The organism is Synergistaceae bacterium DZ-S4, assembly GCA_025943965.1.
Lineage (GTDB): Bacteria > Synergistota > Synergistia > Synergistales > Synergistaceae > Caenicola > Caenicola nitritireducens.
In genome coordinates this window covers 139,748-155,081 of the sequence record JAPCWD010000005.1, presented here as the reverse complement: position 1 = coordinate 155,081, position 15,334 = coordinate 139,748, and the positions used below count along the sequence as shown (strand labels likewise).

Below are 15,334 nucleotides of genomic sequence, written 5' to 3'. Positions count from 1 at the left end.
CAGCAGTATTTTCATCTTACAGGAGTTTTAGGAAGGTGGCTCTATGCAGCGCGCAGGTTGGCTCTATTAGAGCGCGCGACTGGCTCTAAACCTCTGCGCTGGTGGCTCTATCTCGCCGTGTTTCGCAAATATAATGGCATTTAACGGAAGTCCCAGAAATGACTGGAACACTGCGACCCTCTTAAACAAAGTCCTGGAAGGAGCTGCATCAAAGGGAGCCACAACTGAACTTATCCATCTTTACGACTTAAATTACAAAGGATGCATAAGCTGTTTTGCATGTAAGACAAAAAATGGAAAAAGTTACGGCAGGTGTCCGGTCAACGATGACCTTAAAGATGTCTTCAGGAAGGTAGAGGAAGTCGACGCGATCATCCTTGGATCCCCGATATATTTCGGCAGGGTCAGCGGGGAAATGGCCTCTTTCCTTGACCGGCTTCTATTTCAATATCTGGAGTACAGCAATACAGGAAGATCTCTTTTCCCGGGTAAGATAGATACAGCTTTTATTTACACAATGAACGTAACAGAAGAAATGATGAAGGTGGCCGGTATGGACGTACCAATAAAGATCAACGAAATGGCTTTAAAAAGAATCTTTGGGTCAACAGAAACACTTCTAAGCTTTGATACCTGCCAGTTTGAGGATTATTCCAAGGTCGTCTCCACTATGTTCGATCCCCATGCCAAGGCCATAAGTAGGGAAGAGGTGTTTCCCAAAGACTGCCAAAAATCTTTTGAGTTGGGTGCAAGGTTAGCGGAAAAAGCGATCTGATATACAGCTTTCTTGACTAAAAAATTTGGATATCCTGATCGTTAATTCTGCTATTAAGCATTCCTGTTTTTAGAAAATAAAGTTCACTATCTTTGTGATAATGTCACAGACATGCGGCATCCAATGGTGAAATAATGCACCATAGGCAATAAAAAAACAAAGGGGGACTTTATAAATGAAAAAGACAGATCTGCTTGTAATTGGAGGAAGCGCAGGCGGAATCCTCAGCGCTACTATGGCACGCAAGGCTTACGGAGACATAGCCATCACAGTCATCAGGGATACCGATGCCGTAATGGTTCCCTGCGGCATACCGTACATCTACGGTACGCTCCGCTGCACAAGCAAAAATGTTATCCCGGATAAAATGCTGGTCGACGCAAAGATAGACCTTGTGGTCGGAACAGTCGTCAAAATAGACAAGGAGAACAAGGTCGTAACAACTAAGGAAAACGAGACTTACAGCTATAAGAAGCTTGTCATTGCAACAGGCTCACTTCCCATAATCCCGACATTCATCCCCGGACACGAGCTTGAAAACGTATTCCCGATATACAAAAATCAGGATTACCTTGCCTCAATACTTGAAAAGCTAGACAAAGCAGAGAGCGTCGCAGTAATAGGCGGCGGCTTTATCGGAGTAGAATTCGCTGAGCAGATCAGTCTCCTTGGAAAAAAGGTAACTCTGGTGGAAATGGCTGACGCATGCCTCTGGCAGGCTTTTGATAAGAGCTACACCGACGAGATCGAAAATATGATGAAGGACAACAACATTAATGTTCTCACAAATACAAAGGTAAAAAAGATACTGGGTACAAAATCGGTCGAAGCGCTTGAACTTGAAAACGGCGAAAAGATCGCTGCCGACCTCGTTATCCTTGGCCTTGGCGTAAGGCCTAACGGCATTCTTGCCAAGGAAGCGGGCCTTGACGTAAACGCAAAGGGCGCCATAGTTGTTGACCAATACACCAGGACCAGCGATCCCGACATCTTCGCTGTGGGCGACTGCGCCGAAAAGAAGTGCTTCTTTACCCACAAGGATGTCCCTGTGCTCCTTGCCTCGACGGCAGCAATGGAAGCAAAGATAGCCGGAAGCAACGCCTTCCAGCTAAGGCTTATCAGGGCAAACAAGGGAACTATAAGTGCTTTCTCTACAAAGATCTTCGGACGGACATTCGCAGCAGCAGGCATTACGGAAGCAAGGGCAAAGGCTGAAGGGTTCTCTATAAATATAGGTGAGTTCACAACGATGGACCGTCACCCGGGATCACTTCCCGGAACGAGTACCATAAAGATCAAACTTATCTTCTCCAAGTGCTCGGGAGTGATCCTCGGGGCACAGGTCTCAGGCGGAGATACTGTCGGCGAGATGATCAACATAGCAAGCCTGGCAATTCAGAAGGGTATGACTGCCACAGAACTCAACACATTCCAGGTAGCGACGCATCCGCTTCTCTCTGCATCGCCGATCGCCTATCCGATCAACGCCGCCTCGATGAACGCCATAGCCCAGAATTGCAGACATCTCAACGAAGGTCTTGTGATCTAAAATAGCATTAAAATATATCAAGTCAACGCAGTCCCTTACTTTGGGGCTGCAACTTTTAAGCACTTTTAACATTCACAGAATTCAATATAATGTTACGATATTAAGACATATTGAGGAAATTACTGCATAAAAGAGGAGATGACAAGATGATCGAGCAGGTATTCAAGATCGCTTCAGGTAACAGCAAGGTAGTGGAAAAGGTAATACAGGACGAAAACGTACACTACATGCATATGATCTTCAACAAGGACGAAGGAGCTCCTGAACATTTTTCAAATTCAAACGTCTACATGACTGTTGTGAGAGGCAAACTTTCAATAGCTTTAAATGAACAGGACATGCATGAATACCCGGCGTCAACCGTACTCAAAATTCCGATGGGAACTAAGATGAACTTCAAGAACTTGCATGACCAAACGTTGGAACTGATCGTCGTAAAGGCGCCCGCTCCAAAATAAGATATCTTTACAGAATTTCATATAAAAACGGGAAGACATTTAGTGATGTCTTCCCGTTTTTATATGAAATAAGAAAACAATTATTGACATATGTCACAAACGTTATATAATTAATTTTATAAATGACATATGTCAATAATAAAGGAGGGATAATCATGCCAAGAGGAGACGGGACCGGACCGATGGGCAGAGGCTCAATGACAGGGAGAGGAATGGGGTACTGTGTAAGGGCTTTTGAAAGCGGCGAGGCCTCTTATATAGGCGGCGGCATCAGGAGAGGCTCCAGACGCTGGTTCGGCAGGGGATGTGCTGCAGTTCAATTTTTGCCTGAAACAGAAAAGGAACTGCTCGAAGACGAGAAGTCGAAGCTTCAACGACGACTTGAGTCTATCGAAAAAGAACTCGATAAACTGAATTAGATACTCAGGGAGAGAATGATCAGGCATTCCCTCCCTGAAAACAAAGGAGAGACCGTGATGCCAAGACCTATGAAATGGAGAAAGGTCTGTTCAATGCCGGAAACCAATCAGTTCGGACCGCTTGATCCCGGCAACGAAACAAGAGGTTCTGTCGTTATGACTGTAGACGAGTACGAGACGATAAGGCTTATCGATCTTGAACACTTCACGCAGGAAGAGTGCGCCGCAAATATGAACGTTGCAAGGACTACCGTGCAGGGAATATACAACGAGGCCAGGAGAAAGCTTGCAGAGTCGCTCGTCAACGGCAAAGTCCTCTTTATCGGCGGAGGAGAGTACAGGCTCTGCGACGGTACGGAAAGCGGGTGCGGACGTCCGGGATGCCGCAGGAGAAATCACGGCGACAGCTGAAGCGTTGCCTATCTTTAAATGCAGGGAGTGGATCAGGATTTATTCCGACAAAGTTATTGAACATCTGATGTCACCACAAAACGCAAGGAACATGCCCGATGCCGATGCGGAAGGAACGGTAGGCGATCCTGAATGCGGGGATGCGCTGACATTTTATCTTAAAGTTTCTGACGGGGTAATCTTTGATATCAGCTATTTGGTATTCGGATGCTGTGCGGCGATAGCAACTTCGAGCGCCACCTCTGTGCTGGCAAAAGGAAAATCGTTAAGGGAAGCATTGGATATCACTGAGGATGATGTGGTGAACGCGCTTGATGGACTGCCTGAAAGCAAAGTCCACTGCTCTCTTCTTGGAGTCAGTGCTTTGAGGTGCGCTATATTTGATTACTGTGAAAAAAACAACATTGACGTTACGGAGGAAATAAAATGAAGATAGCTATCCCGGCAGATGAAAAAAGGATAGATTCAACAGTTTGCCAGTCTTTTGGAAGGACCCCGTTCTTCGTGATTTACGAAACAGAGACAGACGATGCCGAGTTCCTTGATAATTCTGCTGCGTCCAGTCAGGGCGGAGCAGGGATAAAGGCAGCACAGACAGTCGCAGATTCAGGAGTTTCAGCACTTCTTACCCCGCGTTGCGGGCAAAATGCGGCTGAAGTGCTTACTGCTGCCGGCATTTTGATTTTTAAAACAGAAAACTCTTCTATAACTGAAAGTATCGCCGATTTTAAAGAAAAACGTCTTGAACAGCTTCAGGAGATCCATGCCGGATTTCACGGACATGGCGGCTAAGAATTTAAAAATTGCAATATTGAGCGGCAAGGGCGGAACAGGGAAAACACTGCTTTCTGTCAATCTGGCATCAACTGCTGCAGATTCCGTATACGTTGACTGTGATGTCGAAGAACCCAATGGACATCTCTTTTTTAAACCTCAATGGAATATCGAAAAAGAAATATCTGTAAAGATACCACAGGTCGACCCGAATAAATGCGACGGATGTAAAAAATGTGTAGAATTCTGTAAGTTCAACGCTTTGGCATACATAAACAAAAATTTGAAAATTTTTGATGATGTTTGCCACTCCTGCGGAGGGTGTTCGCTGGTATGTCCACAGGGGGCCCTTACAGAACGGGACAAAGCCGTAGGAACTCTTTCTGTTGGCGATTCAGAGGGAGTGCGGGTTTTGTCCGGAATGATGAAAACAGGAATTGCTTCAGGAATTCCAATAATTAAGGAACTCCTCACTCAATGCGGATCTCTTGAAGATGATCGGCCGATCTTTATAGACTGCCCTCCGGGAAGTGCCTGTATCGTTATGGAAAGCATAAAAGACGCAGACTACTGTCTTTTGGCTGCGGAACCTACCATATTCGGCAGACATAACCTTGAGATGGTCTGGTCTCTGGTCAGGCTCTTCGAAAAACCGCATTCTGTAGTTATCAACAAATGTGTTGATCAAAGCGATCCAACAGATGAGTTCTGCAAGGAAAACCGAATAAAGATCCTGGAAAAAATCCCTTTCGACGTTGAACTTGGCACGCTTAACTCAAACGGGAAGATAGCAGCAAGAGAAAACACTAAATATCGGGATCTTTTCTCTTCCCTGCTGGAAAAAATCTACAGGGAGGTGCCTCATGAAGCAACTGTTAATTCTGAGCGGTAAAGGCGGTACAGGAAAAACTACAGTTGCCAGTGCCTTCATCAGGCTTTCGGAAGCTCAGGCATACGCTGACTGTGATGTTGACGCACCTAATCTGCATCTTATAACGAAACATTCCAAAGCACCATCCAGGAAAGATTATTATGGGATGCCTAAGGCTGAGATCGATCCTGACATTTGCATAAACTGCGGCAAATGCATGGAGAACTGCAGATTTGATGCAATTAGTGCAAATGAAAGATCTCACTTTGTTGATCCATTCGGATGTGAGGGATGTGGGGTGTGCAAATTTGTTTGTCCTGTAAATGCAGTATCGCTTCATCCTTCTGTTGCGGGAGATCTCATGCTTTTTAAGGAAGGTTCTGTTACATTTTCAACGGCCCGGCTGAAAATGGGAAGCGGAACAACAGGAATGCTTGTCTCCGAAGTAAAGAAACAGATGAAAGAGTCCGCAGAAGATACAGATTTTGCCATAGTAGACGGCTCTCCGGGGATAGGCTGCCCCGCAATAGCTTCCCTTAGCGGCGCAGATATGGTCTTGATAGTGGCAGAACCATCCATTTCAGGCATCAGTGACATGCAAAGGATAATAGAAACTGCCCGAATATTTGGGGTCATAATTGCAGTCTGTGTGAACAAATCTGACACAAACCCTGACAATACAAACAGGATAAAGGATTTCTGCAAACTTGAGGGCATACCATATACCGGAAGCATTCCTTTCGACCCAATGGCAGTCAAGGCTGTCAATAAAGGAATGAGCATAGCCGACATCGATTGTCCCTCGGGAAGAGCTGTCAAGGAAGTTTTCAATGAAACCATGCACCTGATCATCAGAGAAGGAAAGGATGTCCAAAATGATAAGAACCTATGGGCAGCCACCCATTAATAAAAATCGATATATTACGGAGGAATGAGTAATTATGAAAATTGCAGTAGCAAGTGAAAAAGGTATGGTTACAGGTCATTTCGGACATTGTGAGAATTTTATGGTATTCAACGCTGAGAACGACAAGATCGTAGGAACCGAGTCCGTGCCGAATCCCGGGCATAAGCCGGGATTCCTGCCTAATTATTTGAATGATATGGGTGTAAATGTAATTATCTCAGGTGGAATGGGCGGGGGAGCAATAGACATCTTCAATCAGCACAACATAGAGGTCATAATCGGAGCGGCAGGCCCTTCAGAAGAAGCAGCAAAATCATATCTTGCCGGAGAACTTAAATCTACAGGTTCAGTCTGCCATGAGCATTCGCACCACGATGAGTGCGGTCACTGAAGCAATTAAAAGAAAAATATAAAAAAGGGGGGAGCCTTTAGGGTTCCCTTTTTTTCCGACAACTGTTACGCCGGTAGTTTTAAAATCTATTTTTAATCAAACTGTTTACTTCATTAAAATAAGCATTGATATTTCTGTTGTCAAAGTAAGGCTTGCCAGTGTACAATTAACTGTTGCCCAAAGTATAGTTGTTTTTTAAATGGCAGTTTGATTTGCACAATTCCTAATTTGTATCCATCATTTTATTGACAGGGTGGTATGGCGTGAATATCCTGAAGAGAATGTCCATCAAGAAAAATATCATGGCCTTATACATAGCAACGACCCTAATAACCTTTGGAGTAGTAAATTATGTGCTCTTTTCAAACTGGATAGAAACCGCCGACAAAACGCTTTCTTCTGTGGCACAGGACATGAACAATACGATATACAAGGAATTCGAGGGGTTCATAAGACTTCCCCGGCATCTTAACGAGATGACCGAAAACCAGATCCGCAGCGGGGTCCTGGACTTCAGCGACGAAACGACACGTGACAAGTTTTTTGTCGGACTGTTAAGCGCTCACGGAAGCACACCCATATACAGCATAAGCATCGGAACGGAGAAGGGTGAATACTACGGAGCGCGCAGAAACACCGACAACACGGTTGAGATCATGAAAAACAATTCCGAGACCGGCGGAAGATCCATGTACTACAAAGTAAGTGAAGATATGACCAAAGGAGATCTGGCGCTCCAGACAGGCACCTTTGATCCCCGAACGAGGCCATGGTACAGGGAGGCAATAAAAAACGGCAAAACGACCTTTTCTCCACTCTACAAGCATTTTGTGATGGACGACCTCACAATTTCTGTGGGAACTCCGGTACATGACAGAGACGGCAAGATATGGGGAGTCCTTGGAACACACATAACGCTTTCCAGAATGGATTCATTCCTGAACGACATTGTGAAAAAAAACAACGCTGCGGCCGTAATAATCGACAAAAATACAGGCGAACTTGTTGCAAATTCCCTCGGGGTGCGCAACTTCACAGTGAACGAAGACGGGACCATAAAAAGGACACTGATAGGAGAGCTTAAGAACCGGAGCATCATGACCGCTTATGGAAACTACCTGAATTCACAAGACAGCGATATTCTTACTGTCAATGGACAAAACAGTCATGTGAACGTATCCGGATTCGACGCAACGGGGGTCGAGATGCTGCTCATTACATCCGTACCCGATGCCCTCCTCACAAAAGATATATATGAAACCATAAGACTTACTGTCATTTTCTCTCTCCTGATGCTGTCAGTCACGGCTCTTTTCTATCTGAGCTATGTCGCAAACATGCTCAAACCCCTCGAGAGCCTGAATTTAAGTGCTGAAAAATTTAAAGAAGGTGATTTTTCGTCAAGGGCGCACATCCACAGGGAAGATGAGATCGGCACCCTTGCAAGGACCTTCAATATGCTGGCGGACGATGTGAGCGGACTGGTCCGGGACCTTGAAAAGAAGGTCCGGGAACGGACCTCTGATTTGGAAATGACAAACATCGCCCTCGACGACAAAAGAGGGCAGCTCAAGCTGATACTTGACTCGACTGCAGAGGGCATATTCGGGATGGATACAGAAGGAATATGCACCTTCTGCAACGAAAGTGCCCTCAGGATGCTTGGATACGACAGCCAGGAGGATCTGTTGGGAAAAAACATGCACGGTCTGATACACCATACAAAAAAGGACGGCAACACCTTCCCGGAAAAGGAATGTCGCATTATGCAGTCCTTCAAAAAGGGGAAAGGCGTTTATGTCGATGACGAAGTCTATTGGCGGAAGGACGGCACGAGCTTTGACGTCAGGTATTCGTCATTCCCGCAGCACAGGGACGGAGTTCTTGTCGGTGCGGTAGTCACGTTCATGGACAATACTGAACGGAAAAAATCGGAGGAAAACATCCGCTATCTGACATACCACGACCCCCTGACCGACATCCACAACAGACTGTTCTTCGAAAAAGAGGTGCCGTTGTCAGATACTGAAGAAAACCTTCCGATATCAGTTATCTTCGGTGATGTAAACGGTCTGAAGCTGACGAACGACATCTTCGGCCACACAGCCGGGGACAGGCTTCTTATAGAAGCTGCCGCGGCATTCAAAAAGGCTTCATCAGAGAAGGGCATCCTTGCACGTATCGGAGGAGATGAGTTCGCGCTCGTTTTGCCCTTGTGCGATGAAGCCAGGGCAAATGAGATAATGGCCGAAATTAAAAGTGCTTTCGGTCTGAGTTCTTCCGTAGATATCATCGGAAGCCTCTCCCTGGGCGCGAGCACAAAAACAGAGCCTGGACAGAGTATGGCAGAAACCATAGAATCTGCCGAAAACAGGATGTATCGGGAAAAAACAATAAACCGGACAAAAAACAACACAAATATGATAAGAAAGATAATGGGACGCCTCCATGAACGCAGTCCACGTGAAAAGATACACTCTGAAAATGTGTACGCTCTCTGCAAAAGGATCGCCAGGGAGATGGGCCTTTCGGAAGCGGAGGTAAACAGGGTCGCTGAAAACGGATACTACCACGACATAGGAAAGATCGTACTGGATGACAGTGTACTCACCAAGCACAGGAATTTCAACGAGGAAGAGTACAGAAAGATGCAGCAGCATTCGGTCGTGGGATACAGGATACTGAATCTCTTTGACGAAACCCTGGACCTTTCAGACGGCGTGCTCAGCCACCACGAACACTGGGACGGCAGCGGATATCCGAAGGGGACGGCAGGGGAGGGGATCCCTCTTTCTGGAAGAATAATAGCTGTCGCTGAGGCTTATGATGCCATGACAAACGACTATTACGAAAGGTCGAAAACACATGAAGAGGCTGTGGCTGAGATAGAAAGCCTTGCCGGATCGAGGTTCGACAGGAGAGTAGTCAGCGCATTTACAAAAGCTGCAGGAAAGAATATTCGGGAGATGGGATCCGACAAATGATCAAAGCCGCCAAATGCGGCAGTAAGGACGCATAAATGGGCCGATTCATGATCTTTCTTGCGGTCAGCTCAATAGTGCTGATCCTTGTGAATATTTACCTTTCCAAAAGGTACGGGAAGCTCCTGAGTGATCACAGATCCAGGATCCCCGCAAGGGCGGCGGCATATGTCCTGTTCTCAGGCTTGTCACTCTTTCTCTCATCCCTATTTTTTCAGAACTGGATCTATCAGCACCGGGCATTGACACTGCCGGTGAGGTACATTTCCGCATTTTACATCTGTATGGTCATATATTCGTTACTCCTTTTCCTTGCAGGGGACAGTCTTGCGTTTTTGGGCAGTTTGTTTAAAATCCACCATAAACTTAATTCTTCATTGTCCAAAATATATGCAAAAGGACTGCTCGTTCCTGCTGTTGCAACGATGATCACGCTTTATGCCTTTTACAACGCGGTGAATTTCAAGGTCACAGAATATGAGATATTTATTGACAAGAGATCTGCCATCCCTTCGATAGATGCTGTTATGATCTCCGATCTTCATGTCGGGACTTCTATAGGAAAAAAAGAGATAACTCAGATCAAAGCCATGATCGAGGAGCTTTCGCCTCAGATCGTCTTTATTTGCGGCGACCTGTTCGACCATGCGTCATATGAGGAGATCATGCGGTTTACAGCAGAAAAGCTGGGGAGTATCAAGACTGAATACGGGACTTTTTTTGTAACAGGAAACCACGAATACTACCTCGGAGATATGTCAGAGATACTTTCATACTTTGAGGGTACCGGTATCAGAGTCCTTCAGGATGAGACGATAATGATCGGTGACATTTATATCGCCGGAAGGAAAGATATCAGGGAGAATGAGCGCATTCCGCTTTCAAAAATACTTGAAGGTACAGAAAAAATCAGGCCGGTCATCGTACTTGACCACCAACCCAATGCAATAGATGAAGCGGCAGAGAACGGTGTCGATCTTCAGCTTTCCGGACACACCCACAACGGACAGCTTTTTCCCTTCAATTATATCGTTGGACTCGCAAACCACACACATTACGGTATCGTCGACGAAGGAGCCCTTAAAGCTGTCGTAAGTTCGGGTATCGGCACCTGGAAATACCCGGTGAGAACAGGAAGTTCTTCAGAAATAGTAAGAGTCAGGGTAAACTTTCTTAAATAGAGTGTTGTTTCAGCTCAATAATTTAAACAAAATATACACTGCAAAGCTTTCCCATTTAACCTCATCAATTTAACGTGTTATAATGAATACCCTGATAAAAATCTGTCTTATAAGGAGTCGGGTCAGTTTATGGAAAATGAAAAATTTGAAGAAATAACTGAAGCTCCCGAAACAAATAAAGAAGAGACTCCGAGACCCACCCAAGAAGCGCCTCCTAAGAAATCAGGAAGCCTTTTCGTCCTGCTGCTCATAGTGATCATACTTGCCGGAGGCGGATACTGGTTCTGGAAGACGGAGGAGGCAAAAAAGGCAGCTGCCTCAAGACCCGCGGAGATGCCGCCTGTCGTTGTAAGCGACATGCCCGTAAAAGCATCTGATTTCCCGGTGACATTCGAATATACGGGACAGACCAAAGGCTGCAGAGAGGCCGAAGTCCGGGCTCAGGTAAGCGGAGTGCTCAAGAGCAAGGAGTACAGGGAGGGGCAGCCCGTAAGGGCCGGGCAGGTCCTCTTCAGGATAGACCCGGCACCATACAGTGCGGCTCTCAACAGAAACAGCGCCAACCTTAAGCAGGCCCGGGTAGGAATGGATCTGGCCAAGATCGAATACGACAGGATATCCTCACTATATTCTAAAAATGCTGTAAGCAAAAATGACTTTGACAACGCAGAAGCTTCTTATAAAGCTTCAATGGCCGCGGTTGATTCCGCAAGAGCCGCTGTCAGGCAGTCACAGATCGATCTTGACTGGACTGTAGTTAGGGCTCCCATTTCAGGACTGAGCAGCAAAGAAGAGCGCTCTGTCGGCAATCTGGTAACACTGGATGCTCAGGGCAGCCTTCTTACCACTATTGTTCAGGCAGACCCCGTCTATGTTGAATTTGCCGTGCCTGCCGATGAACACAGAATAAACGAGCTGCTCAGGTCTGCCGGACACCTGAAGGTTTTTAAAGAAGGTATATCAGTTAAGGTCGCTTTGGGCGACGGAACGATTTATGATAAAAAAGGAAAGATCGACTTTCAGGATCAGTTTGTTGATCCGGCGACAGCTGACATAAGGGCCAGGGCCGTTTTTGACAATCCGGGGAACAGGCTTTATCCCGGACAGTTCGTCCGCGTATATGTCGACGGAAGCTATGTAAGCAATGTGATAAGCATCCCCCTCAGATCTGTGCTCCAGACTTCTTCGGGACCGATAGTGTACGTTCTTGACGAGTCAAATATTCCCTCCGTCAGGAACATAAAGATAATCAAGACGATCAAAAATACTTGCCTCATACAGGAAGGCCTGACGGACGGAGAGAGGATCGTCGTTGACGGGGTGGCAAAGGTGCTGCCGGGCAAGGCTGTAAAGATAGCTGAGAAACAGTCGCAGGAAAGTGCCGCGGAGAAAAATACCGACGGCAAAAGATCCGCTGACTGAGGCCTTTAGCAGATGTTCTCCGCGATATTCATCAGAAGGCCGATATTAGCCACCGTCTGTTCGATCGTAATAATCCTGCTCGGCCTTGTATCGATAATAACTTTGCCAGTGGCACAGTTCCCGGAACTCGTCCCGCCTCAGGTCACAGTTACGGCTTTCTACCCCGGAGCGACTCCTGAGGTGATCGCGCAGGTGGTTGCATCCCCGCTGGAAAGCCAGATCAACGGCGTCGACAACATGATCTACATGGACTCGGTCAGCAACGGGCAGGGAAACATGACCCTGACGGTAACATTCGAACTCGGGACCGACCCGGACATGGCCACCATCAACGTAAACAACAGGGTCCAGATGGCTTCTCCGTCTATACCAGAAGAGGTCAGGAAATACGGCATAGTGGTCAAAAAATCTTCGCCCAACCTTCTCCTGATAGCGACCCTGCTCTCTCCCGACGGACGCTACGACACAATATATATGAGCAACTACGCCCTCCTGAACGTCGTAGACGACCTGAAAAGGATACCCGGGGTCAGCGATGCACTGATATACACCTCTCAGGACTATGCCATGAGGATATGGATAAGGCCCGACAAACTTGCACAGCTCGGTCTGACTCCGGCTGACATAGCTGCGGCTGTCAGCGACCAGAACAGTCAATACGCGCTGGGAAGGTTCGGCGACCAGCCGACGGATGAAGACCTCGAAAAAACATACATAATAACCACAAAAGGACGCCTCGCAACACCTGAAGAGTTTGAAGAGGTGATCATCAAAACGAACCCCGACGGAACGAGCATCTATCTGAAGGATGTTGCAAGGGTCGAACTGGGAGCCAAGACATACAGCTTTATAGGAAAACAGGACGGCATCCCCGCGGTCCCGGTGGGTATCACACTCGCACCGGGAGCGAATGCCATCAGGGTGGCCGATCTGGTCAAAAAACAATTTGAGGAGGCAAGCAGACACTTCCCGGACGGTATAAAGTACGACATCCCTTATGACACGACGACTTTCGTAAGGGTATCTGTTGAAGAGGTCGTAAAAACACTTTTTGAAGCTGTCCTGCTTGTATTCCTTGTTGTCTTCCTCTTCCTTCAGAACTGGAGGGCAACGCTTATCCCATGTTTGGCTGTCCCTGTATCGATAATCGGGACTTTTGCCGGACTTAAGCTCTTTGGCTTCTCTATCAACACTCTGACTTTGTTCGGTCTGGTGCTTGCCATAGGGATAGTGGTAGATGACGCTATAGTGGTGCTTGAAAACGTGGACCGGCATATGGAGGAGGGACTTCCGCCCAAAGAGGCGGCGTTCAAGGCTATGGAAGAAGTAACGGGACCAGTTGTCGCAATAGTCCTTGTACTCTCCTCCGTCTTCATTCCGATAGCCTTCCTGGGAGGACTGACGGGCGAACTTTACAAACAGTTTGCGATCACCATTGCGACATCGGTCATCATTTCCGGTTTTGTCGCCCTTACCCTCACCCCGGCAATGTGCGCTCTCATTCTGAAACCTAAGGGCAAAGGAAAGGATTTCTTCCTCTTCCGATGGTTCAACTCATTTTTTGACTCGATAACAAACGCTTATTCTGCCGGAGTGAGATTCTTCCTCAAAAGGACCATTATCGTTGTGATCCTCTTCGTCGTATTTGTCGGCGCGACCGCAAAGATTGCTTCGCTCGTCCCTTCATCTCTGGTACCGGACGAAGATCAGGGGATCATAATGTCTGCCATGTCCCTTCCGGACGGTTCATCCCTGAATATGACCGAAAAACTCACTGACAAGGTGACGAAGATCACCCGTGGCATGGACCAGGTCAAGACTGCATTGGTATTCAGCGGATACAACCTTCTCAACTCATCAAACCAGTCCAACTACGGCGCAGCCTTCGTCACCCTGAAGGACTGGAAAGAAAGGGAGAGACCCGGAAAAGACTCATTTTCGACGTCAAGGGAACTTATGGGCAAGGCTTGGTCGATACCGGAAGGACAGGTTTTCGTGTTTAATCCTCCGGCGATAATAGGCATGAGCACCACCGGAGGCATTGAGGGCTATATCCAGAACAGGGGGTCAGACACTCCCGAAGAGATGGAAAAGGCGCTTGCGAAATACATCGCAGCAACTGACGCCAGAAAAGAAATATCCAGCGTCACCACCTCCTTTTCCACAAAGGTCCCCCAGTATTACGCAAATATCGACAGGAACCGTGCAAAAGCTCTGGGAGTGGACCTGAAGGACGTATTTTCAACGATGGGAAGCATATTCAGGAACTATTACGTAAACGACTTCGACAGGAGCGGACGTACATTCCAGGTGCTCATTTCGGCAGAAGCTGCCTACAGAGACAGGCCTGAGGACCTCAGATACACTTATATCCGGTCAGATACAGGCGCTATGATCCCGCTTCTCTCTCTGATAGACATACGCCTGGTCACCGGTCCCGATACGATGGAGAGGTTCAATGTGTTCCCCGCGGCCAAAGTTACAGGGACTCCTGCCGCCGGCTTCACATCCGGACAGGCTATAAAGGCAATGGAGGAGGCCGCCCGCGAGTCGCTTCCCGAGGGATATACCCTTGCATGGACAGGGTCTGCCTACCAGGAAAAGGAGACCGGCGCGGCAACCGCAATAGCCTTCGCTCTGGGAATAATCATGGTCTTTCTCATTTTGGCGGCACAGTATGAAAGATGGAGCCTCCCATTCGCTGTCGTTCTCGCAGTTCCTTTTGCGCTTTTCGGAGCCTTCCTCTCCATAATGCTGAGGGGGCTTTCCAATGACCTCTACTTCCAGGTGGCACTTGTAACGCTCATAGGCCTCGCCGCAAAGAACGCCATCCTGATAGTTGAATTCGCCATCATGCAGCATGAGGCAGGCATGGGTATAAGGGAAGCCGCGGCAACCGCTGCCCACCTCAGGTTCCGTCCCATAGTCATGACTTCCCTCGCCTTCATCCTAGGCTGCATGCCGCTGGCTCTGAGCGTAGGGGCAGGTGCCGCCAGCCGGCATTCGATCGGCACGGGTATCGTCGGCGGCATGCTTGCGGCCACGTGTATAGCGATTTTCTTTGTACCGAGCTTTTTCTCAATGATCATGAAGCTCACTTCCAAAGAAGAGGGACCTCCGGAAAAGTTCGACAAGACGACCCCGGAAGAAGATAAAGCGGAAATATCGCCCACGGCCGAAGGGGGAGTGATCTAA

General features: G+C 47.4%; 14 protein-coding genes. All 14 read left to right on the top strand.

Features of this window, described 5'->3' with window-relative positions:
- Positions 1 to 133: 133 nt before the first annotated feature.
- The 14 genes from OLM33_04925 to OLM33_04860 all read left to right on the top strand — a co-directional run bounded on the left by OLM33_04925 (position 134) and on the right by OLM33_04860 (position 15,334).
- The gene (locus tag OLM33_04925) at positions 134 to 775 is read left to right on the top strand and encodes a flavodoxin family protein (GenBank protein MCW1713018.1); all 642 of its coding nucleotides are present in this window, start codon (positions 134 to 136) and stop codon (positions 773 to 775) included.
- Positions 776 to 950: 175 nt separating this feature from the next.
- Positions 951 to 2,324, top strand: coding sequence for an FAD-dependent oxidoreductase (locus OLM33_04920; protein ID MCW1713017.1), 1,374 nt, complete (start codon positions 951 to 953; stop codon positions 2,322 to 2,324).
- A 146-nt stretch (positions 2,325 to 2,470) separates the two neighbouring features.
- Positions 2,471 to 2,782 (top strand): cupin domain-containing protein, encoded by a 312-nt coding sequence (locus tag OLM33_04915; protein ID MCW1713016.1) that lies wholly within the window; start codon positions 2,471 to 2,473, stop codon positions 2,780 to 2,782.
- A gap of 155 nt (positions 2,783 to 2,937) precedes the next feature.
- Positions 2,938 to 3,201: a DUF5320 domain-containing protein gene (locus OLM33_04910; GenBank protein MCW1713015.1), complete on the top strand. Its 264-nt coding sequence runs from the start codon at positions 2,938 to 2,940 to the stop codon at positions 3,199 to 3,201.
- 57 nt (positions 3,202 to 3,258) lie between these two features.
- A complete protein-coding gene (locus tag OLM33_04905; GenBank protein ID MCW1713014.1) occupies positions 3,259 to 3,612 on the top strand; it encodes a DUF134 domain-containing protein in 354 nt (117 codons plus the stop codon).
- 4 nt (positions 3,613 to 3,616) lie between these two features.
- Positions 3,617 to 4,042 (top strand): iron-sulfur cluster assembly scaffold protein, encoded by a 426-nt coding sequence (locus tag OLM33_04900; GenBank protein MCW1713013.1) that lies wholly within the window; start codon positions 3,617 to 3,619, stop codon positions 4,040 to 4,042.
- Positions 4,039 to 4,404: a NifB/NifX family molybdenum-iron cluster-binding protein gene (locus OLM33_04895; GenBank protein MCW1713012.1), complete on the top strand. Its 366-nt coding sequence runs from the start codon at positions 4,039 to 4,041 to the stop codon at positions 4,402 to 4,404. The genes OLM33_04900 and OLM33_04895 overlap by 4 nt, the downstream gene beginning before the upstream one ends.
- A complete protein-coding gene (locus tag OLM33_04890; protein ID MCW1713011.1) occupies positions 4,376 to 5,278 on the top strand; it encodes an ATP-binding protein in 903 nt (300 codons plus the stop codon). The genes OLM33_04895 and OLM33_04890 overlap by 29 nt, the downstream gene beginning before the upstream one ends.
- On the top strand, positions 5,250 to 6,164 hold the full coding sequence (locus OLM33_04885) for an ATP-binding protein (protein MCW1713010.1): 915 nt from the start codon (positions 5,250 to 5,252) through the stop codon (positions 6,162 to 6,164). The genes OLM33_04890 and OLM33_04885 overlap by 29 nt, the downstream gene beginning before the upstream one ends.
- Before the next feature lie 34 nt (positions 6,165 to 6,198).
- Positions 6,199 to 6,555, top strand: a complete 357-nt coding sequence (locus OLM33_04880; GenBank protein MCW1713009.1) for a NifB/NifX family molybdenum-iron cluster-binding protein — start codon at positions 6,199 to 6,201, stop codon at positions 6,553 to 6,555.
- Positions 6,556 to 6,818: 263 nt separating this feature from the next.
- Complete coding sequence (locus OLM33_04875) at positions 6,819 to 9,539, top strand: diguanylate cyclase (GenBank protein MCW1713008.1); 2,721 nt, start codon at positions 6,819 to 6,821, stop codon at positions 9,537 to 9,539.
- A 35-nt stretch (positions 9,540 to 9,574) separates the two neighbouring features.
- A complete protein-coding gene (locus tag OLM33_04870; GenBank protein ID MCW1713007.1) occupies positions 9,575 to 10,717 on the top strand; it encodes a metallophosphoesterase in 1,143 nt (380 codons plus the stop codon).
- A gap of 129 nt (positions 10,718 to 10,846) precedes the next feature.
- Positions 10,847 to 12,139: an efflux RND transporter periplasmic adaptor subunit gene (locus OLM33_04865; protein ID MCW1713006.1), complete on the top strand. Its 1,293-nt coding sequence runs from the start codon at positions 10,847 to 10,849 to the stop codon at positions 12,137 to 12,139.
- Positions 12,140 to 12,151: 12 nt separating this feature from the next.
- Complete coding sequence (locus tag OLM33_04860; protein ID MCW1713005.1) at positions 12,152 to 15,334, top strand: multidrug efflux RND transporter permease subunit; 3,183 nt, start codon at positions 12,152 to 12,154, stop codon at positions 15,332 to 15,334.

Bases quoted from the DNA above. Each gene is read 5' to 3' on its own strand.
- OLM33_04925 (MCW1713018.1), top strand. From the start codon at position 134: ATGGCATTTAACGGAAGTCCCAGAAATGACTGGAACACTGCGACCCTC.
- OLM33_04920 (MCW1713017.1), top strand. From the start codon at position 951: ATGAAAAAGACAGATCTGCTTGTAATTGGAGGAAGCGCAGGCGGAATC.
- OLM33_04915 (MCW1713016.1), top strand. From the start codon at position 2,471: ATGATCGAGCAGGTATTCAAGATCGCTTCAGGTAACAGCAAGGTAGTG.
- OLM33_04910 (MCW1713015.1), top strand. From the start codon at position 2,938: ATGCCAAGAGGAGACGGGACCGGACCGATGGGCAGAGGCTCAATGACA.
- OLM33_04905 (MCW1713014.1), top strand. From the start codon at position 3,259: ATGCCAAGACCTATGAAATGGAGAAAGGTCTGTTCAATGCCGGAAACC.
- OLM33_04895 (MCW1713012.1), top strand. From the start codon at position 4,039: ATGAAGATAGCTATCCCGGCAGATGAAAAAAGGATAGATTCAACAGTT.
- OLM33_04890 (MCW1713011.1), top strand. From the start codon at position 4,376: ATGCCGGATTTCACGGACATGGCGGCTAAGAATTTAAAAATTGCAATA.
- OLM33_04885 (MCW1713010.1), top strand. From the start codon at position 5,250: ATGAAGCAACTGTTAATTCTGAGCGGTAAAGGCGGTACAGGAAAAACT.
- OLM33_04880 (MCW1713009.1), top strand. From the start codon at position 6,199: ATGAAAATTGCAGTAGCAAGTGAAAAAGGTATGGTTACAGGTCATTTC.
- OLM33_04870 (MCW1713007.1), top strand. From the start codon at position 9,575: ATGGGCCGATTCATGATCTTTCTTGCGGTCAGCTCAATAGTGCTGATC.
- OLM33_04865 (MCW1713006.1), top strand. From the start codon at position 10,847: ATGGAAAATGAAAAATTTGAAGAAATAACTGAAGCTCCCGAAACAAAT.
- OLM33_04860 (MCW1713005.1), top strand. From the start codon at position 12,152: ATGTTCTCCGCGATATTCATCAGAAGGCCGATATTAGCCACCGTCTGT.